Here is a 26,803-nt window from a genome sequence, read left to right on the forward strand (position 1 = left end):
CCGGAAGGTTCCCGGATGCGGCGGGCGCTTTCGTCGTCGCCGACCCGTCGCCGCCACCGGTGGTCCGTGGTCGCGGGATCCTCGGGTTCGCAGGCCCCTTCGGGTTCGCGGGCTTCTCGTGTCCGCGGGCTCGGGTCTGCTTCGCCGCGAGCAGGGCCCGTTCCTCTGCACCGGCCTTTTCCTCTTCAAGCCGTCCCTGTCCCCCGCCCACCCGGGGGGCCGAAGCCCGGCGTCGATCGTGGCAGCGGGGGCCGACAGGAACCGGCCCGAAAGCCGGGGAGCGCGCGGCATTCACCCGAAGGATTGACCGCACGTCGGTGTTCCCGATAACATCGACTCGTCTCAATCCATCAATCCAGGACAAGGCGGTCTTCCATGAACCGGAAGCACACCTCCCTCATCGCCGCGGCCGGCGCGGTCGGCGTCGCCGCCGCCGCGCTCGCGATCATCACCCCCGCCGCCCTCGCCGATCCCGGCAAGGGGAACGGCCACGGCTACGGCCGCGGGAACGGGAACGCGTACGGCCACGACAAGCAGGTCTGCGACGTCGCCGCGCCCGGCGCGCTCAGCGGCGACCTCGGCGCCCACGACCCGGGTCTGTTCGCCCCCTGCGAGGACGGCGAACCCTGGTACGTCTTCGCCACCGGATGGGGCCCTCTCGGCGAGGGCAACGTGACCATCCGCACCTCCACCGACGACGGCGCCACTTGGACGTATGTGGACACGGTCTGGGACACGAAGCCGCAGTGGCTCACCGACGCGGTCCCCGGCGTCGACAACCTCTGGGCTCCCGAGATCTACTACGACGACGACGAGGAGCGGTACTACCTCTACTACTCGGCCTCGACGTTCGGCGACCAGCGCTCGGTCATCGGCCTCGCCACCAACGTCACCCTCGACCCGGCCGACGACGACTACGAGTGGGTCGACGAGGGCCAGATCTGGGAGTCGAACCCCGGCGACCCGTACAACGCCATCGACCCGACCATCCTGGAGGCCGACGGCAAGCACTACATGGCCTACGGGTCCTGGTGGCAGGGCATCTACATGCTCGAGCTCGACTGGCCCTCGGGCGAGGTCGCGGAGGGCGCGACGCCGAAGCACATCGCCGGCCGCGGCGGCGCCGGCATCGAGGCCCCCGCGCTGACCGAGCACGACGGCTATTACTACCTCTTCACGTCGTGGGACGTCTGCTGCGCCGGCGCGGACTCGACCTACAACATCCGCGTCGGGCGCTCGACCTCGCCGACGGGCCCCTTCGTCGACGCTGACGGCGTCGCCCTCACCGACGGCGGCGGCACCCTCGTGCTCGGCGCGCACGGCGACTACGTGGCGACGGGCGGGCAGTCGATCACCAACGGCCTCATGGCCTACCACTCCTACCACGAGGACGGCCACTTCGACCTCGGCATCGAGGCCATCGAGTGGAACGCCGACGGCTGGCCCGTCCTGGACGGCGTCTAGCACCGGAGCCGCCGCGGGCGCCCGCGCGCATGCCGCACGGCCGACGGGTCTTCCCTGACCCGCGCCCAGTCGGGGACGGAAGGCCGGCGTCGATCGTGGCAGCGGGGTTCGACGGGCATCGGCCGGTGCGGGCGCGAGGTGCACCCGCACGAGCGAGCGGTCCGTGCGAAAAGGGCGACGACGACGCGGGCCCCGATCCTTTGGATCGGGGCCCGCTTGCGACGCGTCTTCGCCCAGTGCGGTGCCGTGTCAGGCGTCGACCCGCACCGGAGCCGGTTCCGATTCGCGCAGGTTCTCCGGCGGCGGGGCGACGAACTTGTAGCCGACCTGCCGGACCGTGCCGATCATCGACTCGTACTCGCTGCCGAGCTTCGCCCGCAGGCGCCGCACGTGGACGTCGACGGTGCGCGTGCCCCCGAAGTAGTCGTAGCCCCACACCTCCCGCAGGAGCTGCTCGCGGGTGAAGACCCGCCCGGGGTGCTGGGCCAGGAAGCGCAGCAGCTCGAACTCCTTGTAGGTCAGGTCGAGCGGCGTGCCCTTGAGCTTGGCGGCGTAGGTGTCCGGGTCGACGGTGAGGTCCCCGGCGCGGATCACGGTCGGCCCCGAGGCCGTGGCGGCGTTGGGCTTCCCCGTCGCCAGTCGCAGCCGCGCCTCGACTTCGGCCGGGCCCGAGGTCGCGAGCAGGAAGTCGTCGACGCCCCAGTCGGCCTGGAGCGCGGCCAGACCGGCCTCGGTGACGATGGCGAACAGCGGCACGGTCAGTCCGGTGGCCTGGAGGACACGGCAGGTGGCGCGGGCGTCCGCGAGGTCCGACCGGGCGTCGACCATGACCGCGTCGGGGCTCGGGCCGCTCAGCAGCGCCCGCACGTCCCGGCCGGCGTAGCGCGCGCGGTGCGGCAGCAGCTCCAGGGAGGGCAGAATGGACTCAGGGGACTCCGGAACGGGGTTGGAAGTGAGGATCAGGATTTCCACAGCAGTCCTCCGCTGGTAGGTGAGCACACGCGACTATCGCTCTTCCCGGCTTCGGCGACGGGCGGGCTTACTTGCGGTAGGTGGAGTCCTGCCCCAGTGTAAACGGTCACCATCCAAAACACCAGCGTCATCACCGCGCAGCCTCACCATGCGGGACGGGTCGAGGAGAGGATTCGGACCAGTCGCGTTCACCGCCGCGACACGCCACTGTCACGTCGACATCCCGTTCCGTTGGCGTCCAGGAAGGGCCGGAAAGCCGCGCTCCGCGGCGGCCCGCGGCAGCCGACGGGAGCCGCGCCCTGCGTCCACATGGCGGGACGGTCACGGATCGGCGACTGACCGGCATCACCGTTCGATGGACGGACGCCGCGGCACGGTCCGGGGCCGGCGCCGTCCGCAAGGGCGGCCCCCGCCGAAGCTCGCGAGCCCGAAATTCCAGCTGCCGTAGGCTGTGGACGTGTCGTACAGCCGACCCGACGAGACCTGGGGCTACGAGCCGGCCGGAGAGCCGGCCGCGGACCCCGCCTGGAGCGACGCCGCCGGCGCCCCCGACCCGCAGCCGAGCCGCGCCGAACCACGCCGCGCCGCCCGAACGGGATCCCGCCCCCGGAACACGGGCTCCTACCGGACCACCGGCGAGGACGGCGGCGAAGACCACACCCTGCCGCCTCCCGGCCCGCCGCTGCTGCTGCGCCTCCCCGCGCTCGCCGTCACCGTCGTCATCAGCGCCGGCCTCGTCCTCGGCGCCCAGATGGAGCGGCCGGTGTACGCCGCCGGGATCGTGGTGCTCCAGTTGGCGACCGTCGGCCTCGTGACCTGGGTGCGCAAGGTCGACGGCGCGTGGGTGGCCCTCGCGGTCGCCTCGGGCCTGGCCGTCGCCGCGTCCGCGGCGGCCGTGATGTGGACGCCCGTGTCGCTCGTGCCGATCACGGTGCTGCTGGCGCTCGCGTTCGGCGCGGCCGTCGCCGGGCAGCTCGTGCGGCGCGAGCACTCGGGCGTCACCGAGAGCCTCGGCTTCACGATGCTGCTGTGCGTGGCCGTGTGCGGCTACGCCTGCTACATCGCGCTGTCGCGGCTCGGCTCGGCCCCGCCCGCGATGTACTCGGCGGTGGTCGCGGCCGGGACCGCCATCCTCGCCGCGAGGGCCGTCGACCTGGTCATGCCCGACCCGAGGATCAACCGGCAGGTCACGCGCGGCGCGTTCGGCATCGTCATCGGCACCATGTGCGGCACCGCCTCGGCCGCCTACGCCGGACTGGTCATCGAAGGGCCCGATCCCTCGGACGCGGCGATCGGGGGGCTGCTCATCGCCCTCACGGCGGTCTTGACGGACCTCGCCTGCGGATACATGTCGGCCGCGCGGCGCATCGACGGGGCGGGCACCGCCCCGACCGCGGTGGTGAACATCGCCGGCCCGCTGCTCGCCTTCGCCCTCACAGGGCCGGTCGTGTACTTGTTGAGCGCCTATTACATGATCGACTGACACGTTCCATCCGACCGTTTCCCATGGCGAAGCTTGCGAGCCATACGTCAGCTCAGGAGACCCCCTGATGAAGATCCTCCGCCGCCTCCTCATCACCCTGGTCATCCTCGTCGCACTGGTCGCCCTGGGCGACCGGGTGGCGAACGCGCTGGCCGAACGGCGCATCGCGACCGAGGTCGCGAACACCGCCGCCGAGAACGGCGCCTACTCCGACCAGCGCCCCGACGTGACGATCCACGGCTGGCCGTTCCTGACGCAGGCCTGGTCGGGCGAGTTCGAGCAGATCGACATCACGCTGCAGGACGTCGGCTCGAACGGGCTGGTCTTCCCCTCGCTCGAGCTGGTCGCCCATGAGGTGGACGCCGACTGGCGCGAGCTCTCGAACGGCGGCGACGCGGTCGCCCGCACCCTCGACGTGAGCGGCAGCGTGTCCGTGGACTCGATCGAGGCGCTGCTGGCCGAGGAGACCGGGTTCGAGCTGGAGATCAACGAGGACGGCACGGCGTCCCTGACCGGCTCGCAGGAGCTGATGGGCGTGAACGTCGACCTGCAGGCGAGCGGGCAGATCGAGATGGGCGACGGCACGCTGCGCTTCACGCCCGATACGATCGAGTCGCTCACCCAGGACCTGCCGGCGCAGGCGCAGCCGCTCGTCGAAGCGGCCTTGGACGAGTTCGCGTCGTCGGTGGAGCTGCCGGAGCTGCCGTACGGGATCCAGTTGCGCGAGATCACGTTCGACGGCGATGTCGTGACCGTGTCCGGGGACGCCGAGGATGTCGTCCTCACCTGATCCCCCGGTTCCCCTGACGCCCGCTGCCGGGGTCGGCAGGGGCCTCCAAGGCCCCGCACTCCCCCACCGCCCCGCTCAGGCCTCGTCACCGTCGGTGCCTTCGTCACAGTCCGCATGCCGAGAACGGGTGTGGATTCGACCCGGGAAGTCTGCTAGCGTTCACGCCATGCGCAAGCCGATGCTGACCAAGCGGCGCGCGATCGATTACTGCATGATCGCGACCACGCTCTGTCGAATGCCCTAGGCGACTCGCCAGGCCCCGAGAGGCCTGAGGCGGTCGCCGCATTGCGGCCCAGCGTGCGCGAATTACAGAGCAAGGCTTGCGACTCACGAAAACCCATGCACCGCTTATGAAGCGGATACGGGTGTGACGTCAGATCGGATTGCATCCCCCGGACCCTAGGTCCCGGATCCTCCCTGCTCGGCTGCGATTCGCAGCGAACCGCACCTCGACACACTGGGCACGCTCTCGAACTCGGAACTCGAACCAAGTCATTCCATTTACGTTCAGGAGAGAACAGCCATGGCTCGTGAAGACGTGCTGGTCACCGCCGATTGGGCGGAAGAGAACCTCGACACCCCCGGCGTCGTGTTCGTCGAGGTCGACGAAGACACCTCGGCCTACGACTCGGGACACATCAGGGGCGCGATCAAGATCGACTGGAAGGACGACCTCCAGGACCCGGTCCGCCGCGACTTCGTCAACCAGGAGCAGTTCTCGCAGCTGCTGTCCGAGCGCGGCATCAGCAACGACGACACCGTCGTCCTCTACGGCGGCAACAACAACTGGTTCGCGGCCTACGCGTACTGGTACTTCAAGCTGTACGGCCACGAGGACGTCAAGCTCCTCGACGGCGGCCGCAAGAAGTGGGAGCTCGACGCCCGCGAGGTGACCACCGAGGTGCCCGAGCGCAAGCCCACCCAGTACACGGCCAAGCCGCTGAACTGGGACCTGCGCGCCAAGCGCGACGAGGTCGAGGCCGCCATCGGCGCCAAGAACCTCATCGACGTGCGCTCCCCCGACGAGTACGCCGGCCGCCTCCTCGCGCCGGCCCACCTCCCCCAGGAGCAGTCGCAGCGCGCCGGCCACATCCCGACCGCGCTCAGCGTGCCGTGGAGCAAGGCCGCGAACGAGGACGGCACCTTCAAGTCCGAGGACGAGCTGCGCGAGCTCTACGTGAACGAGGCCGGCCTGGACGAGGGCAAGGCGACCATCGCCTACTGCCGCATCGGCGAGCGCTCGAGCCACACCTGGTTCGCGCTCCGCGAGCTCCTCGGCTACTCGGACGTGAAGAACTACGACGGCTCCTGGACCGAGTACGGCTCCCTCGTGGGCGTGCCGATCGCGCTCGGCGACGAGCCCGGCACCAAGTAGACACCGGCGACGGTACGGAAAGGAACACCAATGTCTGACAGCTGCGCTGCACCTGACCAGGACGCGGCCCTGCCGGCGTCGGTCGACATCGAGAAGGAGACCGTGCTCACAGGCACCGTCGTGAACGACGAGGGCGAACTCGTGCAGGGCGCGTACGTGCGCCTGCTCGACGGCTCCGGCGAGTTCACCGCCGAGGTCGTGACCGGTGAGGGCGGGCAGTTCCGCTTCTTCGCCGCCCCCGGCAAGTGGACGCTCCGGGCGCTCTCGCGCTACGGCGACGCCACCGGCGAGGTCGAGGCCTCCCGCGGGCTCAACGAGACGAAGCTCGCCGTGAGCCGATAGGGCTCACGGCGACCGAGACCGACCGGGGCGATTCAGCTCGTATCCCAGTCTGAAAGGCGGGGCCGCAACCGCGGCCCCGCCTTTTGCGTGCCCGGCGAACGGGTCCCGTCTGCTTCCACCGTCAGTGCCGCCGGACCGGCCTTTCGCGTACCGGGGGAACGGACCCGCCGCTCGCGTACCGGGAGACGGGGCCGGGGCTCGGGGTCGATCGTCGTCGGTATTCCGGGCGTTGGGGTTTGCGGCTCAGCCGTGGGCCGACCCCGCTTGCTCGAACCGTGTCCGCAGCCGATGCCGTTCGGCCGCCTCAAGCGTCGGATCCAGCTGCCGGTACCGGTGTGCCGTGTCGAGCGCTCCCTGGGGGAGGCCGTCGAGCAACTGGTCGAGCATCCGGTCGAAGCCGGCGGCGAGTTCCGGTCCCAGCGGCGTCGGGTCGAAGCCGGCGAAGACCGCCCACGTGACCGCTCGGTCGATGTCCGGATCGCCTGCGGCGGCGTTGGTCCAGTCGATCACCACCGGCCCGCCCTCGGTCAGCATGATGTTCTCGGGATGCAGGTCGAGGTGCAGCACGCGGTCGGCTCCGCCACCGGTCAAGTCGACGCCGCGCGACCGAGCGGCGAGCCATGCCGGGGGTTCGATCCGGTGCAGGTCGCTGTGGAGTTCGCGGATCAGCTCGACGCACGCAGCGGGACTGACGCGGCCGCTGACGACCTCCTCGGCCAGGGTCGGGCCGTGCAGGCGTTCCATCTCGATGTCGCCGCCCTCCGCGTGGTACACCGCCGGGACCGGATAGCCCTGGTCCCGCAGATAGCGCATGACCTGCGCGACGTCCGTGGTGTCGTACTCGGCGCATCGCAGCACTCTTCGGTCGTTGATCGCGTACACGACCGAGTCGCGGCCAGAGGCGAGAAACTCCATCACCGAACCGTATCGCAGCGGCGGCGAGGAGCAGAGCGGCGGAACACCTGTCCGGTTGCGCTGCTCCGCTCCTCGCGGGTACTGCACTGAGCGACCGAGCGATGCCCTCGCCCGATGGCGCTCCGCAGCCCCGGCCGAGCGAGTCCGCTCCTCGCGGGTTCCTCACTGCATTCCTGGGCGGCTGAGCGAGACCGCGTTCCGATGACGGTCGGCACGCCGGCTGGGCGAGTCCACTATCGACAGGCTGCCCGGCGGTGAGCGACGGCGCCGCTCCTCCGCTTCTTGGGCGACCCCGCTTCGGGCCGATGCGGTCGTGATCCGCGCTCGCACCTCCCCCGCTGTCGCGTCGCTTCGCTGCGCCTCGGCTCGCTACTCCTTGTCGGCGGTTCGGTAGCGGGCGGTCTTCGTGGCCGGGTCGTAGAAGCCGGCCGGGGTGCGGAGGATGACGTTGATGCGGTTCCAGGCGTTGATCTGGGCGCACATCGCCACCAGGGCGGCGATCTGCTCGTCGTCGTAGTGCTTGCGCACGGCCTCCCACGTCTCGTCGCTGACGGCGTCCGGGTTGTCGGCGATGCGGGCCGACTCCTCGGCCAGCGCCAGTGCGGCGCGCTCCGCCTCGGTGAAGGCCGGGGCCTCGCGCCACACGGTGACGAGGTTGAGCCGCTCGGGGTCTTCTCCGGCGTGCACGGCGTCCTTGTAGTGCATGTCGACGCAGTAGCCGCAACCGTTGATCTGGCTGGCGCGCAGCTTCACCAGTTCCATGGTGGTGAACGGGACGGGCGAGGCGGTGTGGAAGAGCTTCTCGTTGGCGAGCATGTTCTTGTAGTACTGCTTCGCGAACTCGGTTTCGGTGAAGGCGAGACGGGGTTCCATGGCGGTTTCCTTTCTCTTACTGTTCGATCTGCGGATCGGCCGACTGCTCCGTCGGCGGCTCTGCGGGCTGCCCTGCGGGTCGCCGGACCGCCGTGGTGCGCAGCCCGTGGAACTTGTCGGGGTTGCGGACCAGGTCGACGGTGGTGATGCGGCCGTTCTCGATGCCGAGGGCGATGACGCCGTCGACGAGGCCGCCGCGGACGGTGATCAGGGCGGGGTTGCCGTTGATGACGATGGACTGGTGGTGGCGGTCGGGCGCCTTCGCGCTGGTGCCCACGAGGAACCGGGCGACCTTCTCCGCGCCGTGGATCGGCCTGCGCGCGGCCGGGACGTGGCCGCCGCCGTCGGAGACCAGGACGGCCTCGGGGTCGAGGAGCGCCACCAGTTTGTCGAGATCCCCCGAGCGGGTGGCCTTCGAGAAGGCCTCGACCACGGCGCGGTGGGCTTCGGGGTCCACGTCGAAGCGCGGCTTGCGCTCCTCGACGTGCCAGCGGGCGCGGCTGGCGAGTTTGCGGCAGCCCGCCGGGCTGCGGCCGAGGGCCGCGCCGACCTCTTCGAAGGTGAGGCCGAAGACGTCGTGGAGGACGAATGCGGCCCGCTCGGCCGGGCTCAGGGTCTCCAGGACCACGAGCATGGCCCAGGACATCGAGTCGGCCAGGCTGACGGAGTCGGCCGGGTCGGGGCCGGTCTCGACCGGTTCGGGGAGCCAGGGTCCGACGTAGGCCTCGCGGCGGGTGCGGGCCGAGCGGAGGACGTCGAGGGCGAGCCGGGAGGTCGTGGTGACGAGCCAGCCGGTGAGGTCTTCGATCTGCGCGAAGTCGGTGCGTTGGAGTCGGATCCAGGCGTCCTGGACCACGTCCTCGGCTTCGGCGACGGAGCCGAGGAGGCCGTAGGCGACCCCGACGAGGCGGGGCCGGAGGTCCTCGAAGAGGGCCGCGGCCTCCTCTGGGGTGTGCGCTTCCGGTTCGTTCATGCGAGGAGGACGGGACATGGTGGATAAGTGTGACAGTCGAGCGCAGATTGTGACGGTGATCTCGCTGGAGTCGTAGGGCAGACTGGCAGGCGTGTTCTCGAACGTCTCGGCGCGGTGGCGCCGTCGCCTGCGCGTCGCGGTCGTCGTGTGGGCGGTCGTGCTGGTCGCGGTCGCCTTCGCCGCTTCGCGGACGACCGTGCGCGAGCAGGTGGACGCGGCCGAGGCCCGCACGGTGATGGACGCCGTGGTCGGCGAGGCCGCGGCGCTCTTCACGGGCGCGTCGGTGCTCGCGGCCGGACCCCTGCATTGGGAGGCGTGCGACGTGACGCCGGTGCGGCCGGGCCTGTCGCTCGAACGGACCCTTCAGGTCTCGGGTGCGAGGGTGAGCGAGGTGGAGGCGCTGGCCGACCGGTTCGCGATGAGCGTGCTGACCGACACGCCGGAGGGCGCCTCCTGGTCGGGGACGACCGGGGACTTCATCGGGCTGCGGGTCACCGCGCCCGCGGGGGATCCGCCCGGGGGCCGCTGGTCCGAACCGGTGGAGGTCCAGGCCGTCACCGGCTGCCGGCCGCTCGACGAGCCGGTCGGGGCGTTCGCGCCGGCCCCTCCGGCGGAGGCGACCGCCGAGTGGGCCTACGGGTCGGTGCCGTGCCCGGGCGGCGAGACCTTGGCGAGCTGGACCGAGCCGATCGAGGCCCGGCCGTTCCGCGTCCACGAGACCACCGGCGGCTGCGTCTGACCCGATGCCGCGGGTCTCCAGCGGCCCGCTGCCGGGCGGCGATCCGACAGCGCAGGCGTGGAGCACGACGGCGTGCAACGGCTGCCCGGTCCGGGATTCCTCGCGGTGGTCGTCTTCACCGTGGTCTGCAACGTCGCCACCGGCGAGCGGCGACCCCGCGCGATCACTTGTCGATGTCGCCCACCACGAAGAACATCGAACCGAGGATCGCGATCATGTCCGGGATGAGGCAGCCGGTCATGAGCGTCGCCAGCGCCTGCACGTTCGCGTAGGACGCGGTGCGGAGCTTGAGCCGCCACGGGGTCTTCTCGCCCCGGCTCACCAGGTAGTAGCCGTTGGCGCCCAGCGGGTTCTCGGTCCACACGTAGGTCTCGCCCACCGGCGGCTTGAAGATCTTCGGCAGCTTCACGTTGACCGGCCCGGGTGTGCCCGCGAGCCGTTCCAGGCACTGGCGGGCGAGGTCGATCGAGACCTGCACCTGGTCGAGCAGCACCATGAACCGCGCGTGGCAGTCGCCTTCGGCGCGGAGGACGACCGGCACGTCCAGCTCCGGGTAGGCCAGATACGGCTCGTCGCGCCGCAGGTCGAAGTCCAGGCCCGAGGCGCGTGCGACCGGACCGGTCACGCCGAACGCGGCGGCCGTCGCGGCGTCGAGCACGCCGACGCCCTTCGTGCGGGCCGCGAAGATCTCGTTGTGCCGCAGCATCTTGTCGAGCCGGACCATGCCGTGCTCGACCTCGTCGAGCGCCCGGCGCGCCCGCCCCTCCCACCCGGAGGGCACATCGGACTTGAGGCCGCCGACGCAGTTGTACATGTAGTGGACGCGTCCGCCGCTGGCCTCCTCCATGACCGCTTGGAGCCGCTCGCGTTCGGTGAACGCGTAGAACATCGGGGTGATCGCGCCGATCTCCAGCGGGTAGGACCCGAGGAACATGAGGTGGTTGAGCACCCGGTTCATCTCCGCCAGGGCCATGCGCAGCCACACGGCGCGTTCAGGGACCTCGATGCCGGCGAGGCGTTCGGCCGCGAGCGCGACGCCGAGTTCGGACGAGAACGCCGAGAGCCAGTCGTGCCGGTTGGCGAGCAGCATGATCTGGCGGAAGTCGCGCACCTCGTAGAGCTTCTCGGCGCCGCGGTGCATGTAGCCGACGACCGGCTCGCATTCGGTGACGCGTTCGCCGTCGACGCGCAGCAGCAGGCGCAGCACCCCGTGCGTGGAGGGGTGCTGCGGGCCGATGTTGAGCACCATGTCGGTGGGCTCGGTTCCGGCGCCGACGCCGACGGTCATTCGCTCCGACTCGATCACGGTCCCATCGTCGCAGTTTCGGCGCCTCCGGGGAAGGGTCGCCACGGCTTTGCCCACTCGGGCGGCAGGCGGGCGCGGGCCGGGGCGAGGGCCCGGCCCGCGACCCGCCGGCGAGCGTGCGGACCGCGGGTTCGCGGCCGGCGAGCCGCAGGTGCGCATGGCGCGGGTTGCCGCGCCCTGGCATTCTTGACGGAGCATCCGACTATGGAGGAGTGGCCGTGGACCGCGATCAGATGCGTGCGTCGGAGTCCGACCGGCAGGTCGTGATGGAGCGCCTGCGGCAGGCGGTCGAGGAAGGCCGCCTGGACGTGCCCGAGTACCAGGACCGGATCGACGCCGCCATGCAGGCCAAGGTCTACTCCGAGCTCGACGTCCTGATCGCCGACCTGCAGCAGCTGCCGCCGCCGGGCTTCTCGGAGGCGGCGCTGGAGCCGACCGCGGTCATGCGTCCGCCGCTGTCCAAGGTCAACCAGCAGTTGCGCGAGAGCGCGGAGACGAGCCCTCGGAAGTGGAGGATCGCGGGCGTCGCGGTGGGGATCGCCGCCGTGATCTCGCTGATCGTGTTCGCGGTCGCGCCGGAGCTGTTCCTGTACCTCGCGATCGGGGTGCTGGTGGTCCTGGTCCTGTTCGTCGTCGCGGCGGTCGCCGGGCTCTTCTGAGGCGCGCGGCGGGGCGCCGACAACCCCTGACGCGGCCGGGGCCGTCGGTACGCTAACCTGCGCGAGACCGGCTCGATCCCCAGCTGGCGCACCTCGACCGACGCCCAGTGAGGAAGCACCGTGACCGACAGCGACGCCTACCTGCGGGCCTGGGAGCCCGACAATGTCATCGAGTACCCGCGCGCCCAGTGGATCGGTGAGTTCGCCGCTCCCGCCTCGGTCTACCCCGAGGTCGACTTCCTCCCGATCGACATGTCGGCGGTCTACACCGCGTATCTCGACGGCGCCCGCTTCGACCTGTACAGCCGGATCGACCTCGACATGGGCGAGGAGGGCACGCTCGCGCTCGCCGTCATCGGGGCCGTCCCGCACGACCGGGACGACATGCTGTTCTGCCTCGACACCGAGAGCGGCCAGGTGCTGCTCCTCGGCGTCGAGGACGGGACCCTCGAACTGGTGAACTCCACGTTCAAGGCCTTCGCCGAGTTCCTGTACCGGTTCGCGCTGTTCGTCGACGCCGACACCGGCAGCGCGGGCCGCGCCCGGCGCGCCGCCGGACTGCGCACCGCGATGCGGGGCGTCGACCCGGAGGCGCTGGCCGACCGCGAGTCCTGGTGGTCGATCGCGCTCATGCAGCTCGAAGGCGCGAAAGGCTAGGCGGCCGTGGACTTTCCGCGCGAGAAGCTCATCGAAGGGGGCGTCGCCCCCGAGTCGCTGCCGGAGGACCTGGAAGGGCTCCCGGAGTCGATCCCGCGGATCTACACCTCGCGGCTCCCGGAGGGGCTCGCGCCGTTCAACATGATCCGGTTGACCGCCGAGGGCACCGACCTGGACGTGCGGCTCATCGTCGTCGGCGCGGTCGAGGGCTCGCCTGGGCTCCTGTACGCGATCGACCCGAACACCGGCGAGGTCCTGCAGTTCGACACCGACAGCAACGAGGTGCGCGGGGTCAACTCCTCGTACCGGTGGTTCGTGGAGTTCCTGCGCCGCATCGGGTTCGCGCTGGAGATGAGCGAGACCGACGACATCGGCTCGATCATGAACCGGGGCATGCGGTTCACGCTGCGCGCGCTGGACGAGCGCGCGTTCGACGAGGCCGAGTGGTGGCCGCTGGTCTTCGAACGCCTCGACCAGGTCTGAGCGGATCCGGGGACGGCGCGGGGCCGGAAGGGCGCACCCTCCCGGCCCCGTTGCGGCTCAAGGGAGCCGACCGGGTGCGGTCGGCTCGTACCGCGGTCACTCCCAGTCTTCGAGGACGTCGTCGATGGCGCTGTTGAAGTCGGCGACCTCGGCGTAGACGCCCGGGTTGCCGGGTTCGGCGCAGCCGTACCCCCAGGAGACGATGCCGACGAGGATGAGGTCGCCGTCCTCGTCGGGGGCCATGGCGGGGCCGCCCGAGTCGCCCTGGCAGGAGTCGATGCCGCCGTGCTCGAGGTCGCCCGCGCACAGCATGGTCTGGGCGTCGACTTCGCCGGGATAGGCCGCTTCGCAGGTCTCGTCGTCGATGAACGGCACCTCGACCCATCGGGCGACGGCCGGGAAGACCTCGCCGGTGTAGCCCCATCCGGCGGTGGTGACGGCGTCGAACTCGGTCGGCTCGGTGCCGACGTCGATCGGCTCGACGTCGACCGGCTCGTCGAGCAGGAGCAGCGCCCAGTCGTTCGCGAACGTGACCGGCTCGTTGTAGTCGTGCGCGAGGTGCAGGTCCACCACCGCGGTCTCGACGAGGTCCGCCGAGTCCAGGTCGACCGAGCCGGAGAAGACCACGAGTTCGTCGGGGTCGCTCGTGCCCTCCACGCAGTGCGCGGCGGTGAGGACGACGGTCTCGGTGATGACCGAGCCGCCGCAGAACTGCCGTTCGTAGGCGGAGCCGGCGCCCGACCAGCCGACGCCGACGAGCCAGGGGAACCGGCCCTCCTCGGCGGGCTGGCCGCCGATGATCATGGCCTCGAAGTCGCCTGCGGGCTCGAGGGGGTCGGCGTTCGCGGCGGTGCCCGCCCAAGCGACGGCCGCGGCGCCGAGGCCTGCGGCGACGCCCGCGCCGAACCGGATCAGATGCTTCCTCGTTCTGTCCACTGTGCATCCTTTCGGGGGTGGATGTGAGGCTCGGGCCGTTTGGCCGTCCTGACCCGAAAAATACCCACATCGTCCCGGGACCCCTCCCGCGGCCGGGTGCCTTGGCGCACGCCTCAGGCCGAGCCGCCCCTGAAGGCCGGGGCGAGGGCCGGGTCGGGGCGGTAGTCGAAGGGCTCGTCCCGGTCGCAGCGCAGCCATCCCTCGCGGACATAGAGGCGCGCGACCTGCACCGTGGAGCGGCGGCCGCCGCCGGGATGGGTGAAGTAGTAGAGGAAGCCCTCGTCGGGGCCCTGCGTGAGGGCCATGGCATGGTGACCGAAGGCCTCGTCGTAGGCGCGGCGGCCGGGACCGGCGAGGATCGGGAGCGGCTGGCGGTGCCAGTGCTCGAGGTCGGTGGAGCGGTGGACGAGGAGTCCGGCCCAGCCGTCGGTGACCATCCAGTAGACGCCGCCGAGCAGGAAGACGGTGGGGCCCTCCTGGGCCTGGTCGGTGACGGAGGGACCGGCGGGCGTCCAGGCGAAGAGGTCGTCGGAGTCGGCGGCGTGGATGCGGCTCTCGCGCTGCTCGTCCTTGAACCACATGCGCCACTTGCCGTTCGGGAGGCGGTGGACGGTGGCGTCGATGGCGCGTTCGGAGTCGACGTCGACGGTGGAGCGGTAGGTCCAGTCCTCGAGGTCCTCGGAGGTGTAGTGGCGGATCTCGGCCGGGCCGGACCAGTCCTCGCGGATGCCTTCGAGGTAGGTGACGTACATGTGCCAGAGGCCGTCGTGGCGCAGGATCTCAGGGGCCCACCACGTGTCGCCGGGGGCGCGGTCGGGACCGGCCGCGGTGCCGACGTAGGTCCATTCGCGACCGTCGGGGCTGGTGGCGTGGCCGATGTCGGTGCCGTGCGCCCAGGCGACGCCCGCGTCGGGCTGGTCGGCGCGGCGCTGCGTGTAGAAGAGGCGCCACAGGCCCGAGTCGGGGTCGTAGACGACGGTGGGGTCGGTGGGCCCGTCGAAGACCGGGTCGGTGAACAGCGGCGCCGGCGCGGGGAGCGCCTCGGTGGTCGGTCCGGTCGTCATGGTTCCTCCAGGGAAGTCGGCGGCCGGAAGGCCGGGCCCGGCGGGGTGCTTGAACCGTAGCCATGGATAGCGCTTGCCGCAACTGTTGCAGAGCTTACCGAATACCGTCCCGAACCCCCACCCGCCCGGGGAACACAACGCCGATCCTCCCGCCCGAGTACGACAAGAACCGGGTGCGGCGGCGCGCATGTCACCCGATCGTGGCGAAGGGGACGAGCGGGACCGGGGGCCACGGCGCGCGAAGCGGCGAGACCGCCGGCCTCGCGGGCGCCGATGCCGACGGGCTTCGTCGCGTCCGCGCGCCGACGGCCACGGCGCCTCCTCCGCGCCGAAGCCTGCGGCGGCTTGTCACGCAAACATCACGGAGGCGATATTTCAGCCCCCGTTCCCGAAGCGCCCGAATACCGCGCACTCCGGTACCGTTTAGGCATGGACCTCAACGCGGACCTTGGGGAGGGTTTCGGTCGCTGGGAGCTCACGGACGATGACGCACTGTTGCGCATCGTCACGAGCGCGAATGTCGCATGCGGTTTCCACGCCGGCGACCCCGCCACCCTGCGCCGCGTCACCGCGCTGGCCGCCGCCGGGGGCGTGCGGATCGGCGCGCAAGTGTCCTATCGGGACCTCGCCGGGTTCGGGCGGCGCGAGATCGACGTCCCCGCCGCGGAACTGGCCGCCGAGGTCGCCTATCAGATCGGGGCGCTGCGCGTGTTCGCCGAAGCTGCGGGCCGACACGTGTCCTATGTGAAACCCCATGGGGCGCTGTATCACCGGACCGGCCGCGACCCGGTGCAGGCCGCCGCGGTGGTCGAAGGGGTCCGCTTGGCGGGCGTGGACACCGTGCTCACCCAGCGCGGGAACGCGCTCGACCGACTCGCTTCCGAAGCCGGGCTGCGGGTCGTGGGTGAAGCCTTCGCCGACCGGGCATACCTCCCCGACGGGCGGCTGGCGCCGCGCGGGACGCCGGGCGCGCTGCTCGCTCCCGACGCGGCCGTGCGGCAGGCCGTGGAACTGGCGGTGGAAGGAGCGGTGACGGCGATCGACGGGACGCGCATCGCCGTTGCGGCCGCATCGATCTGCGTACACGGCGACGGTCGCGACGCGGTCGCGCTGGCCGCGTCCGTCAGGGCCGCATTGGACGAACGAGGCATCGACGTGGAGGCATTCTCGTGAGTACCGGAAGAACCACCGCCGCCCATCGGCTCAGGCCCCTCCCGGCCGGGCCGCGGGGCATCCTGATCGACTGCGGCACCAGCGAGGCCGCGCGCTCCTGCTACCGCTCGCTGCAGAGCCGGCGCATGTCCGGTCTCCTGGAGGCCGCCGACCTGGTGCCGGGGGCGACCACCGTGCTGGTGGACGGGATCGACGAGCCGGAGCTGCTGGCCGCCGAACTGCCGGGCTGGCCGCTCACCGACGAGCCCGACGCGGGGGGCGAGGCCGTCGAGATCCCCGTCTGCTACGACGGACCCGACCTCGAGGCCGTCGCCGAACTGTGGGGGGTGGCCCCGGAGGCGGTGGCCGACATCCATTCGGGGATCGAGTACGAGTCGGCGTTCTGCGGATTCTCGCCCGGCTTCGCCTACCTCGAAGGGCTGCCCGAGCGCTACCAGGTACCGCGCCGCGAGAACCCGAGGACCACGGTGCCGGCCGGGTCCGTGGCCGTGGCCGGGCCGTACACCGGCGTCTATCCGCGCACGAGTCCCGGCGGCTGGCAGCTCATCGCGACGATGACGAATCCCGGTCGACTGTGGAACGAGCACCGCGAGCCCGCGGCGCTCCTGGTGCCCGGCACGCGCGTGCGGTTCGCGGCGGTGCGCGTATGAGCCACATCGAGATCCTTCGCGCGGGCGTGCTCACGACCTGCCAGGACGCCGGGCGTCCCGGCTGGGGGCACTTGGCGGTGCCGCCCTCGGGGGCCGCGGACCGGCCGTCGTGGCGGCTCGCGAACCAGCTGGCGGGCAACCCGACCGGGGCGTGCGCGCTGGAGACGACGTTGAACGGATGCACCGTGAAGGCGCACCGGAACGTGACCGTGGTCGTGGGCGGCGCGCCGTGCCCGGTCACCGTGGACGGGCGGCCGGAGGCCTGGGGGCAGCCGGTGAAGCTGCAGGCCGGTTCGGTGCTGGACGCCGGGCCCGCCGAGGTCGGCGTGCGCTCGTATCTGGCGTTCTCCGGTGGGCTGCATCCGAAGTCGAGCCTCGGTTCGCATTCGACGTGCCTGCTCTCGGGTTTGGGGCCGGCGCCGCTGAGCGACGGCGACACGATCCCGCTGGGGCCGAGTCCGGCGCATCCGCCGCTGCCGACGCAGTGGCCCGCGCCGTGGTCGGGAGTCGGCGAGGAACTCGTGCTGAAGCTCCATTTGGGACCGAGGATCGAGTGGTTCCAACCGGAGGCGGTGGCCGAGCTGGCGCGCGGGGTGTGGACCGTTTCGGAGCATTCCAACCGGATCGGGCTGCGGCTGGAGGGTCCGGTGCTCCGACGGGCCGATGCGAAGGCGGAGCTGCCGAGCGAGGGGATCGCGGCGGGGGCGCTGCAGGTGCCGCCGAACGGGCAGCCGATCCTGTTCGGCCCCGACCACCCGACGACGGGCGGCTACCCGGTGATCGGCGTGGTGGGCCCGGAGGCGCAGGCGGCCGCGGCGCAGGCGCGGCCGGGGACCCCGATCAGGTTCGTGCCGATCCCGATGCCCCATTGGAGCAAGCGGGTCTGACGCGTCGGCCGCTCGCGTAGGGCCACACGTTCGAGTGCATTCCGCGCGGGCGGCCGGTTTCGGCGGCGGTTCTTGTCGGACCCGCCTGCCACGATCGGCCCGAGACTTCCTTCCCCTCTCGGGAGGGCGGGGGTTGGGGACGGCCGGACCCCGGGGCTTGCAGCGGCTCGTGCGATCGGCCTGTCGCGGCGGTCTGGCGCGAAGGCTCTCGCGGTTTGCGAGCGCACTCGCCAGGCGCGTCGTCTCCAGGGGCCTCGTCGCTGCGGAGTGGCAGTTGTTCGAGCGCGCGGTCGTTCGCCGGCGCCGTCGTTCAGAAGCGCTGCCGTTCAGGAGGACTGTCGTTCAGGAGGACTGTCGTTCAGGACCGCTGCCACCTAGAGGCGCTGTCGTTCAGGAGCACTGCCGTGCGAGCGCGCGGCGATGCGGGAGCGCCGCCGTTCGAGGACTCAGTCGCCCAAGGCCTGAGCGAAGTCGGCGATGAGGTCCTCCGCGGCCTCGATGCCCGTGGAGAACCGGATGAGGTCGTCGCCGATCCCCGCCGCCGCCCGCTCCTCGGCGGTCATCTTGGCGTGGCTGCTGATCGCCGGTCGCGTCATCAGCGACTCCACTCCGCCCAGGCTCGCGGCCGGATACGGAATGCGCAGCGTCCGCAGAAGGCGCTCGGCCGCGTCCAGGCCCCCGGCGGGCCGGAACGCCAGCATCGATCCGAAGCCGTCGAACAGCGCCGCGGCCCGCTCATGGTCGGGGTGCGAGGCCAGGCCCGGGTAGTGCACGTCGGCGATCGCCTCGTGCTCCTCCAGGAACCGCGCCAACGCGAGCGCGTTCTCGTTCTGCGCCCGCACCCGCAGGGCGAGGGTCTTGAGTCCGCGCGAGAGCAGGAACGCCGCGTTCGGGTCGAGGCTGCCGCCGAAGAGCATCAGCTGGTGGCGCACGCGCTCGATCCGCTCGGCCGAGCCCGTGACGACGCCGGCGACGAGGTCGGAATGGCCGTTGAGGGCCTTGGTCGCGGAGTGGCACACCAGGTCGTAGCCGACGGTGTGGGGCCGGAACAGCACCGGGGTGGGGAAAGTGTTGTCGATGATGGAGGTCAGGCCGTGCTCGCGTGCGAAGCGGGCGAGTCCGGCGAGGTCGCCGACCCGCACGAGCGGGTTGGTGATCGACTCGACGTAGACGGCTTTGGTCTCGGGCCGGAGCGCGGCCTCCCAGGCGGCGGGGTCATCGGCGTCGACGAAGTCGACGCCCCAGCCGATCCGCCGGGCCTCCTCGGCGAGGAGGGCGTGGGTGCCGCCGTAGAGGTTCCCGGCGACGATCAGGCGGTCGCCGCCGCCGAGGACGCTGCTGAGCGCGGTGGCGATCGCGGCCATGCCGGAGGCGGTGACGACGGCGGCCTCGGCGCCTTCGAGGGCGGCGAGCTTGTCCTGCACGTACGTCTGGGTGGGGGTGTTGGAGTAGCGGATGTAGTCGACGCCGCCGCCGGGTTCGATCTCGTAGACCGTCCCCTGGTAGATGGGGAAGACGACCGATCGGTCGCGGGCGGGGCGGGGCTCCCCGCCGTGGACGGCCAGGGTCTCGAACCGGGTTGCGTCGCTCATCCGCCGACGATATCGGCGGCCCGGTCGCCCCGCAATGATTCGGGTCTCAGCCGGCGCCGGGGCGGGCGCCGATGAGCCGGTCGAGGAGGCGGGTCTCGCCGGGCCACGCCTCGTGGAGGACCTCGCGGGGGACGCTGCGGGCCGCGTACCGCAGGGCGAGCGCGACCACGACGATGTCGTCGAGGGGCCCGATGACCGGCAGGAATTCGGGGATGAGGTCGATCGGGCTTGCCAGGTACACCGCCGCGATCACGACGGCCGCCTTCGCGCGGCGCGGGACGGCGGGGTGGCGGCGCAGCCGCCGCGCGCAGGCGATGCAGTCGGGGATGAAGGCGGCGAGGTCCCGCAGGAGCCCGGGCGGCAGCCGCCGGGCGAGGACGGCGAGGAGCGCCCAGGTCAGGACGATGAGGGCGGCCGCGATCGCGAGAGCGGCGAGCCAGCCGCGTGCGCCCTCCGGCACCGTCACCGGCGTTCCTGGTCGAGGCTCGCGAGATAGGCGTTGTAGACCTCGTGCGGGTCGTCCTCGGGGCGGCCGCTGGCGGTGGCGCGCTCGGCCATCCGGTCGAGGCGCCGGCCCTCGCGGTCCTCCGAGCGCGTCCACTGGGCGATGAGCACGCCGATGATGATGAGGCTCGGGATCTCCCCGAACGCCCACGCGATGCCGCCGCCGGCGCGCTGGTCGGCGAGGAGGTCGCCCGCCCAGGGCATGGCGATCTGCGTGTACCAGTCGCCCGCGATGAGCGTCGTGCTCAACATCAGGGTGAGCCCGAAGATGGCGTGGAAGACGATCGACACGAAGTAGAGCAGGACCTTCGCCGGGTAGCTCAGCGGCCGCGGCTTCGGGTCGGGGCCGATGATCACCCAGAAGAAGAGGCTCCCGGCGGCGAGGAAGTGCGCGGTCATGAACAGGTGCCCGAAGTGCGAGCGCAGCGCCCACTCGAACATGCCGGTGAAGTACATGAGGTACAGGCTCGTCAGGTAGATGAAGAGCGCCACGAGCGGTTTCGAGACGAACCGGGACCAGCGGCTGTGGACGGCGGCGAGGAGCCATTCGCGCGGGCCGCCGGCGCGGTCGGGCCGCAGGGCCCGGAGCGCGAGCGTCACGGGCGCGGCCAGCACGAGGAGGATCGGCACGAGCATGTTCAGCGCCATGTGCTGCACCATGTGGGCGCTGAACAGGACCATCCCGTACTTGCCCAGGCCCGACGAGGTGGTGACGACGAGCGCGACCCATCCGGCGATCCACAGGGCGGTGCGGTACCAGGGCCAGGCGTCGCCGCGGCGGCGCAGGCGGACCACCCCGGCGACGTACGCGCCGACGAGCGCGATCGCGGCCGTGCAGAACAGGATCGACGGGTACCAGTCGAGTGCCACGGAGGCGACGCTGAGCGGCCCGGGGGTGGGGAAGCCGAGCACGGCGGTGTTCGGGTCGGCGAGCTCCTCGGCGGGCGGCGGGGTCACCGACAGGGAGGCGGCGAGGCCGAACGCGATCGCCATGAGCGCCAGTTCGGCCGCGGCGAGGCGCGTGAACGCGCGCCGGTCGCCCGCGGCGACGGCCGGGAGGGCGCGGCGGCGGTGGGCCCAGCCGAGGAGGCCGCCGGCGGCGAGCACGGCGAGCTTCGCGAGCGCGATCCGCCCGTACGGCGTGGTCCACAGGTCGGTGAGGGCGACGTTGGCGCAGAAGACGATCAGGCCGGAGCCGCCCACGGCGGCGTAGGCGAACAGGGCCGTCCGGGAGTACCGGCGGGCCGCGACCGCGGGGTCTTTGCGGGCGATGAACAGCGCGAACAGGCCGCCGGCCCAGAACGCGGCGGCGACGACGTGGATGAGGAGGCCGTCGACGGCGATCTGGTGGTTGCCGTTCGACGCGGAGTGGCCGGTGAAGACCGGCGGGAAGGTGGCCGCGACGGCGAGCGCGGCGGCGCCCACCGCGCCGGGGATGGTGAACGCCCGCAGCGCGAGGACCGCCGCGGCGAGCGCGAGGAGCGCGGCGAGTGCGAGCGCCCGGCCCTGCTCGAACTCGGACACGTAGAACCAGACGTCCTGAGTCCCGATCCGGTCGAGCGGCACGGCGTTGAGGTTCGCGGCTTCGACCGGGAGGCGGACCAGCGCCACGACCGCCCACAGAGCCGAGGCCGCGGCGCCGACGCGCAGCCACCGCCACGACTGGGCGGTGAGGCGGGCCCGGTCGCCCTGGCGTCCCGGCAGGAAGCAGGCGGCCGCGACCATGCAGCCGACGGCGGCGAGCATCGCGAGGTCGTAGGCGTATTTGAGGAGGCCGGCGGCCCAGGTGACGGCGGGGTCGGGGGCCGTGAGGCCCGGGAGCGCGTCGACGTCGACGGCTCCGCCGAGGTCGAGGGCGACGACGGCGGCGGCGAGCCCGGCGAGGACGGCGGCGGCGACGGCCAGTGCGCGCAGCCCGCGCCCGGGGCCCTGCGGTCCGCGGCCGTGCCCGTGCAGCCCGCTTCGGGGCCCCGCGCCGCCGCCAGGTATGGTAGCGGCGGTGTTTTGGCTGGTCTCGGTCGATGCGGTCACGTAACCCAGCATGGCTGATTAATCCAGCTCACGCCCCACCGGGTGGGGTCCAGTCATCTCCGGCAACTTCACGGCGAGCCGCTCGGGCGGCTATGGGCCGTGTCGGGGTCATAAGGCACGATCACACGGAGCGCTCGAGGCGGAGCCGTGCATTGGCAGTCACGGCGATCGCTTGCGGCGCCGTAATTTTCTATGGTGGATCGCGATGGGAATCATCGAAAGACGCGGTGAGATCATGAACCTGCTTCAGGGGGGCGGCGGCGTGCTCGGCAACATGCACTTCACGCTCGACGGCTCGGACGATCCGTCGAACGTGCTGAACCTCATGGCCCTGGACGCGTACGTCAGCGGCGCGCAGCCCCATGCGGTGGTGCGGGCGCTCGACATGGTCGCCGACGACGTGGACCTCATACCCGAGGGCGGGTCGCTCGTCCGGTCGATTTCCGGGGCGTCGTTCCTGCAGCTGGTGGTCGGCGAGGGCTGGACGCTGCGGACGCAGCGGTGGCGCGACGGCTCCGGGCAGGCGGTGGTGACCGCCGAGACGCGCGAGCGCGCCGAGGAGATCGCCGCGTACCTCACCGACCGGACCGGTTCGGTCGAGGAGGTCGGCGAGGACAAGGTCGACATGGGCTTCTGGTACCGGTCGGCGCGCGGCCCGTTCCGGTCCACCCGGTCGATCAGCGCGCCGCGGTGGCCGGAGATCGAGCGGAACTACTCCTCCGGCGCGGGTTCGGCCCTGGGGAAGCTCATGGCCACGCAGGCTTCGGACGTGGCGGGGCGGCTCGTCCTGTTCCACGGCCCGCCGGGGACCGGCAAGACGACGGCCCTGCGGGCGCTCGCCCGCGAGTGGGCGCCGTGGTGCCAGGTGGACACGGTGCTCGACCCGGAGGCGTTCTTCGCCGACCCGTCGTACCTGATGGAGGTCATCATCGGGTCGGAGATGGATCTGGCGCTGGACGCCGACCTCAACCCCGGTGAGCCGCGGCGCGGGCACTGGCGGCTCATGGTCCTGGAGGACTGCGACGAGCTGATCCGCGGGGAGGCCAAGGAGGCGTCGGGGCAGTCGCTGGCGCGGCTGCTGAACCTGACGGACGGCCTGCTCGGGCAGGGCCGGGAGATCATGGTGGCGATCACGACGAACGAACGGCTCGACCGGCTGCACCCGGCGGTGGTGCGCCCCGGGCGGTGCCTGGCGCAGATCGAGGTGGGCGCGCTGTCGCCGCTGGAGTCGAGCGACTGGCTCGGCGGGGAGCCGGTGCGCGAGCCGATGACGTTGGCCGAGCTCTACGCCCGGCGCGGCGGCACCGATCCGACCAGGTCCGAGACACCGATCCCCCACCAGCACATCGGCCAGTACCTATAAGGCCGCGTTCCCTGCGCCGACTTGCGAAACGGGCGCCTCGGGCCTCGTCCTGCACGGGGTCGGCGGTGCCGCGGGGCGGTGCGCATCGGGCACGCCGCCCCGCGTTCGGCTTCGCTTTCTCAGTCTTCGACCCGGTCAGGCCTCGGCGTCGCGGGCGGCGAAGACCTCTCTGGCGGCGGTGACCGCGTTGATCGCGGCGGGGAAACCCGCGTAGACCGCGATCTGCGTGAGCGCCTCCACGATCTCGCCGCGGGTGAGCCCCGCATTGAGGGCGCCGTTGATGTGGAAACGCAGCTGCGGGGCGGCGTTCCCCAGTGCGGCCAAGGCGCCGATCGTCACCAGCTGCCGATCCCGCGGCTCCAGCTCCGATCGGGAGATGACGTCGCCGTACGCGAACTCGGCGATGAAGCGGCCGAGATCGGGTGCGATGTCGGCGAGGGAGGTGACGGGCGAGGGGCCCTCCTCTCCTGAAAGCCGTTGCAGGGCCTTGATCCCGCGTTCATAGCGTTCTCCGGAATCCTCCATCTGCGAACCTCCTTAGTCGCGTGAGGCTTGGATCCGCTTGCCCCACAACGCCAATCCTGCTGCAAGTAGGAGCATGCCCGCAAGGGCCAACGCCAGCGCGGCGAAGCCGTGGACGGCCGCGGCCTGAGCGATGAGCGGTCCCGCCGTGGCGCCCACGTAGAGGCTGAACATCGCCACCGAGGAAGCGGCCGCGCGGTGCTCGCCGCCGGCCTCCGCCGCGGTCTGGTTCGCCGCGGGCCCGACGATGCCGAGGCCGCCGATGAGCACGGCCAACAGGACCGCGAGCATCACGAGGTGGTCGCCGGCGAACACGGCGGCGGCCATGGCCAGCGCGGCGACGACGGTGCCGAGGACGATCTGGTTCGGCCGGGCGACGCGTGCGAGCGGGACCGCCAGGAACGGCAGCGCGACCATCACCGGGAGGGCGCTGGCGCGCAGGGCGAGCAGTTCGCCGGTGCCGGTGACGATGCCGGTGAGCTCGATGCCGGTGTAGATCGCGACCATGGCGGCCATCACGAGTGCTCCGGCGCCGAACATCGGCAGCAGGGAGGCGAGGCGCAGGACGCGCGGGATCGCGGCGTAGCTGCTCGCGAGGTTCGCGCCCGCGGCGGGCCGGTCGGGGAGCATGACGCGGCTCGCGGCGAGCGCGACGAGGCCGAACAGGACGGCCGATCCGATGAAGACGGTGCGCCAGTCGGCGAACCGGATCACGGTCTGGGAGGCGAGCTGGCCGATCACGGTGGCGGCCAGGAACGAGGTGATGATGGTGGAGACGGCGACGGCGCGGCGGTCCGGCGCGAGGCGGACGGTGGCATAGGCGGTCATGGCGGGTGGGATCGAGCCGATCGCGAGGCCTTGAAGGACCCGCAGCGGGATCGCGGCGGCCAGGCTCGGCGCCAGACCGGTCAACAGTGTGACCACCCCGGCGGCGAGCAGCCCGGCGATGAGGACGCGTTTGCGCCCGAAGCGGTCGGCCATGGGACCGAAGAGGACGAAGCCCCCGGCGTAGCCGAACGCGAACGCGCTGATGATCCAGGTCATCGATCCGAGGCCGACGTTCCAGGAGGCCTCCATGGCGCTGAACATCGGTATGGGCGTGTACATCTGGCCGGTGGCCAGAAGGGCCGCGAGCGCGAACACGGGGACGACCCGGTAGGCGGGTGTGTATGCCGGCGGGATGCGCGCGGGCATCTGCGCCGGGAGGTAGCGGTCGGATGACGCGGTGGTGGTTGCAGTCATGGCGGCAAATCTAAGTCCGCCTGCGGCACTCTGTCAACCAAATAGTTGGTTTTTCTTCTGGTAACCTGGACCTCATGCCACCGCAAGAGGGGAAACGCTCCGACGCCACCCGACGGGCGCTGCTGCGCGCGGCCCGCGACGAGTTCGCCGAACTGGGCCTCGCCGGCGCCCGCGTCGACCGCATCGCCGAGGTCGCCGGGGTCAACAAGGAGCGCATCTACGGGATCTTCGGCAGCAAGGACAAGCTGTTCGACGCCGTGATCGTCGACACCATGCAGGAGTTCACCGAGGTCGTCGACCCGCTGTGGAAGACCGACGACGTCGGCGCGTTCGTGGCGAGCCTCTACGACTACCAGCGCACGAAGCCGCAGCTGCTGCGGCTGCTCACGTGGGAGGCGCTGCACCGCGGCGACGACGTGCACGACGTCGACGGCTGGCGGCACGAGCACTACCGCCGCAAGATCCAGCACTCGATGGCGCAGTTCGGCACCGACGACCCGTTCCGGGCCGGGCTGATGACGCTCGTGCTCTACGGGATCACCAACTGGCTCAACCTGGCGCCGCAGCTGCGGCGGCTCCTGCTCGGCGATCGCGCGAACGACGCGGACGCGATCCGGGCGTTCCTCGTCCCGTTCGCCGAAGGCGCGACGAAGGCGATGAAGCCCGGCACCGACCCGGTCAATGACTTGACCACTGGTGCGGCGGCCGAGCCGAGTCCGGTCGAGGATGGCGCCGGGGCGGAGCCGGATCCGGTCGAGGCCGCCGCCGAGCGGCTGCGCCGGGCCCAGGCCGAGACCGAGGCGGCGAAGGCCGCGCTCGGCGAGGCCCTCCGGGCGGCCAACGCCGCGGGCGTCAGCGCGAACCGGCTCGCCAGGCAGGTCGCGGGCACGTGCTCGCGCCCGGTGGTCCTCAAGCTCCTCGCCGAATGAGCCGACCGGCCCCGGAACACAGGGCGTTTCGCAGGCGCGCCCGGCCATCGCCCCGATAGTCTTCGACACGGTTCCCCGCCGACCGTCCACCGGGAGGGAGCACCATGCGGGCCGCAGCGCCGCCCAGTCGAACCGGTACCGGAGGGCTCGCCGCCGCGACCGGCGCGACGGTGCTCGCCGCCCGGAGACGAGGAGACACGCAGGTCCGATGAACCGTCCCGTCCCCGACGCCGCGCACGTCTGGACCGCCTTGGTGCTCACCGCGATCGCCGGGGCGGTCGACGGCGCGGGCTTCGTCGGCCTCAGCCAGCAGTTCGTCGCCAACCAGACCGGGAACGCGGTCCTCCTCGCCGTCTCGTTGTCGAGCGAGGTCGCCGGCCGCGACGACGGCCTCTCGCCCGTCGGCCCCTTGTGCTCGCTGGCCGGCTTCGCACTCGGGGCGATGCTCGCGTCGTTCTCGACCCGCCGGCATGTACTCACCCGCTTCGGCCTGCCGTTCCTGCTCGTGGCGGAAGTGGCGGTGCTCTGCGCGGCCGCGCTCGTGACGGGCTTCGAGCTCGCGGTCGCCTTGGCGGCCTTCGCCATGGGCGTGCAGAGCATCCACGCGTCGCGCATCGGGCTGTCCGGGATCAACACGACGGTGCTCACGGGGACGCTCATCGCGTTGTTCGTGAACCTCTTCGGCGACCGCACGGCCCGGCGCTCGGCACGGCTCCAGGCGTCCGTGTGGGCGGTCTACCTGGTGGCCGCAGGGGTCGGTTCGGCCATGGCGTACACGTTCTCGTTCGAGGCCGTGTGCTGGACGGCCGCGGGCGTCGCGGCCGTGATGGCGGTCGCCGGCTTCGCCGAGGCCCGCCGCGACCGGGGCGCGGACTGACC

27 protein-coding genes are annotated in these 26,803 nt (G+C 71.7%); 15 read left to right on the forward strand and 12 right to left on the reverse strand.

Annotated elements, in window-relative coordinates:
- Positions 1-375 precede the first annotated feature (375 nt).
- Positions 376-1,464 carry an arabinan endo-1,5-alpha-L-arabinosidase gene (locus K3N28_RS12800; RefSeq protein WP_228092923.1) on the forward strand — a complete coding sequence of 363 codons (1,089 nt, stop codon included), beginning with the start codon at positions 376-378 and terminating at the stop codon, positions 1,462-1,464.
- 249 nt (positions 1,465-1,713) lie between these two features.
- Here the strand turns inward: K3N28_RS12800 and K3N28_RS12805 are convergent, their stop codons facing one another.
- On the reverse strand, positions 1,714-2,436 hold the full coding sequence (locus K3N28_RS12805; RefSeq protein ID WP_228092924.1) for a response regulator transcription factor: 723 nt from the start codon (positions 2,434-2,436) through the stop codon (positions 1,714-1,716).
- Positions 2,437-2,893: 457 nt separating this feature from the next.
- On the opposite strand from K3N28_RS12805, the gene K3N28_RS12810 reads away from it, so the two are divergent.
- The 4 genes from K3N28_RS12810 to K3N28_RS12825 all read left to right on the forward strand — a co-directional run bounded on the left by K3N28_RS12810 (position 2,894) and on the right by K3N28_RS12825 (position 6,426).
- Positions 2,894-3,919, forward strand: coding sequence for a hypothetical protein (locus tag K3N28_RS12810; RefSeq protein WP_228092925.1), 1,026 nt, complete (start codon positions 2,894-2,896; stop codon positions 3,917-3,919).
- A 67-nt stretch (positions 3,920-3,986) separates the two neighbouring features.
- Entirely contained in the window at positions 3,987-4,709 is a 723-nt protein-coding gene (locus K3N28_RS12815; RefSeq protein WP_228092926.1) for a DUF2993 domain-containing protein, read from the forward strand.
- A 523-nt stretch (positions 4,710-5,232) separates the two neighbouring features.
- Positions 5,233-6,084, forward strand: a complete 852-nt coding sequence (locus tag K3N28_RS12820; protein ID WP_228092927.1) for a sulfurtransferase — start codon at positions 5,233-5,235, stop codon at positions 6,082-6,084.
- 30 nt (positions 6,085-6,114) lie between these two features.
- Positions 6,115-6,426 carry a DUF1416 domain-containing protein gene (locus K3N28_RS12825; protein ID WP_228092928.1) on the forward strand — a complete coding sequence of 104 codons (312 nt, stop codon included), beginning with the start codon at positions 6,115-6,117 and terminating at the stop codon, positions 6,424-6,426.
- 243 nt (positions 6,427-6,669) lie between these two features.
- Here the strand turns inward: K3N28_RS12825 and K3N28_RS12830 are convergent, their stop codons facing one another.
- The 3 genes from K3N28_RS12830 to K3N28_RS12840 all read right to left on the reverse strand — a co-directional run bounded on the left by K3N28_RS12830 (position 6,670) and on the right by K3N28_RS12840 (position 9,187).
- Positions 6,670-7,341: a phosphotransferase gene (locus tag K3N28_RS12830; protein WP_228092929.1), complete on the reverse strand. Its 672-nt coding sequence runs from the start codon at positions 7,339-7,341 to the stop codon at positions 6,670-6,672.
- A gap of 369 nt (positions 7,342-7,710) precedes the next feature.
- Positions 7,711-8,214, reverse strand: a complete 504-nt coding sequence (locus tag K3N28_RS12835) for a carboxymuconolactone decarboxylase family protein (protein WP_228092930.1) — start codon at positions 8,212-8,214, stop codon at positions 7,711-7,713.
- A 16-nt stretch (positions 8,215-8,230) separates the two neighbouring features.
- Positions 8,231-9,187, reverse strand: a complete 957-nt coding sequence (locus K3N28_RS12840; RefSeq protein WP_228092931.1) for a sigma-70 family RNA polymerase sigma factor — start codon at positions 9,185-9,187, stop codon at positions 8,231-8,233.
- Positions 9,188-9,278: 91 nt separating this feature from the next.
- Here K3N28_RS12840 and K3N28_RS12845 point away from each other — a divergent pair, with 91 nt between their 5' ends.
- Positions 9,279-9,926, forward strand: coding sequence for a hypothetical protein (locus K3N28_RS12845; protein WP_228092932.1), 648 nt, complete (start codon positions 9,279-9,281; stop codon positions 9,924-9,926).
- A gap of 163 nt (positions 9,927-10,089) precedes the next feature.
- On the opposite strand, the gene K3N28_RS12850 is transcribed toward K3N28_RS12845, so the two are convergent.
- Complete coding sequence (locus tag K3N28_RS12850) at positions 10,090-11,214, reverse strand: NADH-quinone oxidoreductase subunit D (RefSeq protein WP_374209772.1); 1,125 nt, start codon at positions 11,212-11,214, stop codon at positions 10,090-10,092.
- Positions 11,215-11,450: 236 nt separating this feature from the next.
- On the opposite strand from K3N28_RS12850, the gene K3N28_RS12855 reads away from it, so the two are divergent.
- The 3 genes from K3N28_RS12855 (at position 11,451) to K3N28_RS12865 (ending at position 13,031) form a co-directional block, all read left to right on the forward strand.
- Positions 11,451-11,891 (forward strand): DUF1707 domain-containing protein, encoded by a 441-nt coding sequence (locus K3N28_RS12855; RefSeq protein WP_228092934.1) that lies wholly within the window; start codon positions 11,451-11,453, stop codon positions 11,889-11,891.
- Between the two features lie 120 nt (positions 11,892-12,011).
- Positions 12,012-12,548, forward strand: coding sequence for an SUKH-4 family immunity protein (locus K3N28_RS12860; protein WP_228092935.1), 537 nt, complete (start codon positions 12,012-12,014; stop codon positions 12,546-12,548).
- 6 nt (positions 12,549-12,554) lie between these two features.
- The gene (locus K3N28_RS12865; RefSeq protein ID WP_228092936.1) at positions 12,555-13,031 is read left to right on the forward strand and encodes an SUKH-4 family immunity protein; all 477 of its coding nucleotides are present in this window, start codon (positions 12,555-12,557) and stop codon (positions 13,029-13,031) included.
- Positions 13,032-13,127: 96 nt separating this feature from the next.
- Here K3N28_RS12865 and K3N28_RS12870 read toward each other — a convergent pair whose 3' ends face one another.
- Together K3N28_RS12870 and K3N28_RS12875 are read right to left on the reverse strand one after the other, a co-directional pair.
- Positions 13,128-13,967 (reverse strand): serine protease, encoded by an 840-nt coding sequence (locus tag K3N28_RS12870; protein WP_228092937.1) that lies wholly within the window; start codon positions 13,965-13,967, stop codon positions 13,128-13,130.
- 113 nt (positions 13,968-14,080) lie between these two features.
- Positions 14,081-15,031, reverse strand: coding sequence for a hypothetical protein (locus K3N28_RS12875; RefSeq protein WP_228092938.1), 951 nt, complete (start codon positions 15,029-15,031; stop codon positions 14,081-14,083).
- A 429-nt stretch (positions 15,032-15,460) separates the two neighbouring features.
- Here K3N28_RS12875 and K3N28_RS12880 point away from each other — a divergent pair, with 429 nt between their 5' ends.
- The 3 genes from K3N28_RS12880 to K3N28_RS12890 are packed head-to-tail and all read left to right on the forward strand — an operon-like array spanning position 15,461 to position 17,741.
- Positions 15,461-16,204, forward strand: coding sequence for a LamB/YcsF family protein (locus K3N28_RS12880; protein ID WP_374209773.1), 744 nt, complete (start codon positions 15,461-15,463; stop codon positions 16,202-16,204).
- Positions 16,201-16,854, forward strand: coding sequence for an allophanate hydrolase subunit 1 (locus K3N28_RS12885; RefSeq protein WP_228092940.1), 654 nt, complete (start codon positions 16,201-16,203; stop codon positions 16,852-16,854). The genes K3N28_RS12880 and K3N28_RS12885 overlap by 4 nt, the downstream gene beginning before the upstream one ends.
- The gene (locus tag K3N28_RS12890) at positions 16,851-17,741 is read left to right on the forward strand and encodes a biotin-dependent carboxyltransferase family protein (protein WP_228092941.1); all 891 of its coding nucleotides are present in this window, start codon (positions 16,851-16,853) and stop codon (positions 17,739-17,741) included. The genes K3N28_RS12885 and K3N28_RS12890 overlap by 4 nt, the downstream gene beginning before the upstream one ends.
- 446 nt (positions 17,742-18,187) lie before the next feature.
- Here the strand turns inward: K3N28_RS12890 and K3N28_RS12895 are convergent, their stop codons facing one another.
- From K3N28_RS12895 to K3N28_RS12905, 3 genes are read right to left on the reverse strand one after another with little or no spacing between them, the layout of a single operon-like run.
- Positions 18,188-19,333: a PLP-dependent aspartate aminotransferase family protein gene (locus tag K3N28_RS12895; protein WP_228092942.1), complete on the reverse strand. Its 1,146-nt coding sequence runs from the start codon at positions 19,331-19,333 to the stop codon at positions 18,188-18,190.
- A 46-nt stretch (positions 19,334-19,379) separates the two neighbouring features.
- The gene (locus K3N28_RS12900) at positions 19,380-19,799 is read right to left on the reverse strand and encodes a YkvA family protein (RefSeq protein ID WP_228092943.1); all 420 of its coding nucleotides are present in this window, start codon (positions 19,797-19,799) and stop codon (positions 19,380-19,382) included.
- The gene (locus tag K3N28_RS12905) at positions 19,796-21,868 is read right to left on the reverse strand and encodes a cytochrome c oxidase assembly protein (RefSeq protein WP_228092944.1); all 2,073 of its coding nucleotides are present in this window, start codon (positions 21,866-21,868) and stop codon (positions 19,796-19,798) included. Before K3N28_RS12905 ends, K3N28_RS12900 begins: the two co-directional genes overlap by 4 nt.
- A 205-nt stretch (positions 21,869-22,073) precedes the next feature.
- On the opposite strand from K3N28_RS12905, the gene K3N28_RS12910 reads away from it, so the two are divergent.
- Positions 22,074-23,231: a DUF5925 domain-containing protein gene (locus K3N28_RS12910; RefSeq protein WP_228092945.1), complete on the forward strand. Its 1,158-nt coding sequence runs from the start codon at positions 22,074-22,076 to the stop codon at positions 23,229-23,231.
- Positions 23,232-23,366: 135 nt separating this feature from the next.
- Here K3N28_RS12910 and K3N28_RS12915 read toward each other — a convergent pair whose 3' ends face one another.
- Together K3N28_RS12915 and K3N28_RS12920 are read right to left on the reverse strand one after the other, a co-directional pair.
- Positions 23,367-23,756, reverse strand: coding sequence for a carboxymuconolactone decarboxylase family protein (locus tag K3N28_RS12915; protein ID WP_228092946.1), 390 nt, complete (start codon positions 23,754-23,756; stop codon positions 23,367-23,369).
- Between the two features lie 12 nt (positions 23,757-23,768).
- Complete coding sequence (locus K3N28_RS12920; protein WP_228092947.1) at positions 23,769-24,995, reverse strand: MFS transporter; 1,227 nt, start codon at positions 24,993-24,995, stop codon at positions 23,769-23,771.
- A gap of 74 nt (positions 24,996-25,069) precedes the next feature.
- Between K3N28_RS12920 and K3N28_RS12925 the strand changes: the two genes are divergently transcribed.
- Together K3N28_RS12925 and K3N28_RS12930 are read left to right on the forward strand one after the other, a co-directional pair.
- The gene (locus K3N28_RS12925) at positions 25,070-25,924 is read left to right on the forward strand and encodes a TetR family transcriptional regulator (protein ID WP_228092948.1); all 855 of its coding nucleotides are present in this window, start codon (positions 25,070-25,072) and stop codon (positions 25,922-25,924) included.
- A 208-nt stretch (positions 25,925-26,132) separates the two neighbouring features.
- Positions 26,133-26,801, forward strand: a complete 669-nt coding sequence (locus K3N28_RS12930; protein WP_228092949.1) for a YoaK family protein — start codon at positions 26,133-26,135, stop codon at positions 26,799-26,801.
- Positions 26,802-26,803: the final 2 nt, after the last annotated feature.

The sequence above is a fragment of the Glycomyces sp. TRM65418 genome, from assembly GCF_019710475.1.
Lineage (GTDB): Bacteria > Actinomycetota > Actinomycetes > Mycobacteriales > Micromonosporaceae > Glycomyces.

Excerpts from the sequence above, each read along its gene's own strand:
- K3N28_RS12800 (WP_228092923.1), top strand. The coding sequence starts at position 376 with ATGAACCGGAAGCACACCTCCCTCATCGCCGCGGCCGGCGCGGTCGGC.
- K3N28_RS12815 (WP_228092926.1), top strand. The coding sequence starts at position 3,987 with ATGAAGATCCTCCGCCGCCTCCTCATCACCCTGGTCATCCTCGTCGCA.
- K3N28_RS12820 (WP_228092927.1), top strand. The coding sequence starts at position 5,233 with ATGGCTCGTGAAGACGTGCTGGTCACCGCCGATTGGGCGGAAGAGAAC.
- K3N28_RS12825 (WP_228092928.1), top strand. The coding sequence starts at position 6,115 with ATGTCTGACAGCTGCGCTGCACCTGACCAGGACGCGGCCCTGCCGGCG.
- K3N28_RS12830 (WP_228092929.1), bottom strand. The coding sequence starts at position 7,341 with ATGGAGTTTCTCGCCTCTGGCCGCGACTCGGTCGTGTACGCGATCAAC.
- K3N28_RS12835 (WP_228092930.1), bottom strand. The coding sequence starts at position 8,214 with ATGGAACCCCGTCTCGCCTTCACCGAAACCGAGTTCGCGAAGCAGTAC.
- K3N28_RS12840 (WP_228092931.1), bottom strand. The coding sequence starts at position 9,187 with ATGAACGAACCGGAAGCGCACACCCCAGAGGAGGCCGCGGCCCTCTTC.
- K3N28_RS12850 (WP_374209772.1), bottom strand. The coding sequence starts at position 11,214 with ATGACCGTCGGCGTCGGCGCCGGAACCGAGCCCACCGACATGGTGCTC.
- K3N28_RS12875 (WP_228092938.1), bottom strand. The coding sequence starts at position 15,031 with ATGACGACCGGACCGACCACCGAGGCGCTCCCCGCGCCGGCGCCGCTG.
- K3N28_RS12880 (WP_374209773.1), top strand. The coding sequence starts at position 15,461 with ATGGACCTCAACGCGGACCTTGGGGAGGGTTTCGGTCGCTGGGAGCTC.
- K3N28_RS12890 (WP_228092941.1), top strand. The coding sequence starts at position 16,851 with ATGAGCCACATCGAGATCCTTCGCGCGGGCGTGCTCACGACCTGCCAG.
- K3N28_RS12895 (WP_228092942.1), bottom strand. The coding sequence starts at position 19,333 with ATGAGCGACGCAACCCGGTTCGAGACCCTGGCCGTCCACGGCGGGGAG.
- K3N28_RS12910 (WP_228092945.1), top strand. The coding sequence starts at position 22,074 with ATGGGAATCATCGAAAGACGCGGTGAGATCATGAACCTGCTTCAGGGG.
- K3N28_RS12915 (WP_228092946.1), bottom strand. The coding sequence starts at position 23,756 with ATGGAGGATTCCGGAGAACGCTATGAACGCGGGATCAAGGCCCTGCAA.
- K3N28_RS12920 (WP_228092947.1), bottom strand. The coding sequence starts at position 24,995 with ATGACTGCAACCACCACCGCGTCATCCGACCGCTACCTCCCGGCGCAG.
- K3N28_RS12925 (WP_228092948.1), top strand. The coding sequence starts at position 25,070 with ATGCCACCGCAAGAGGGGAAACGCTCCGACGCCACCCGACGGGCGCTG.
- K3N28_RS12930 (WP_228092949.1), top strand. The coding sequence starts at position 26,133 with ATGAACCGTCCCGTCCCCGACGCCGCGCACGTCTGGACCGCCTTGGTG.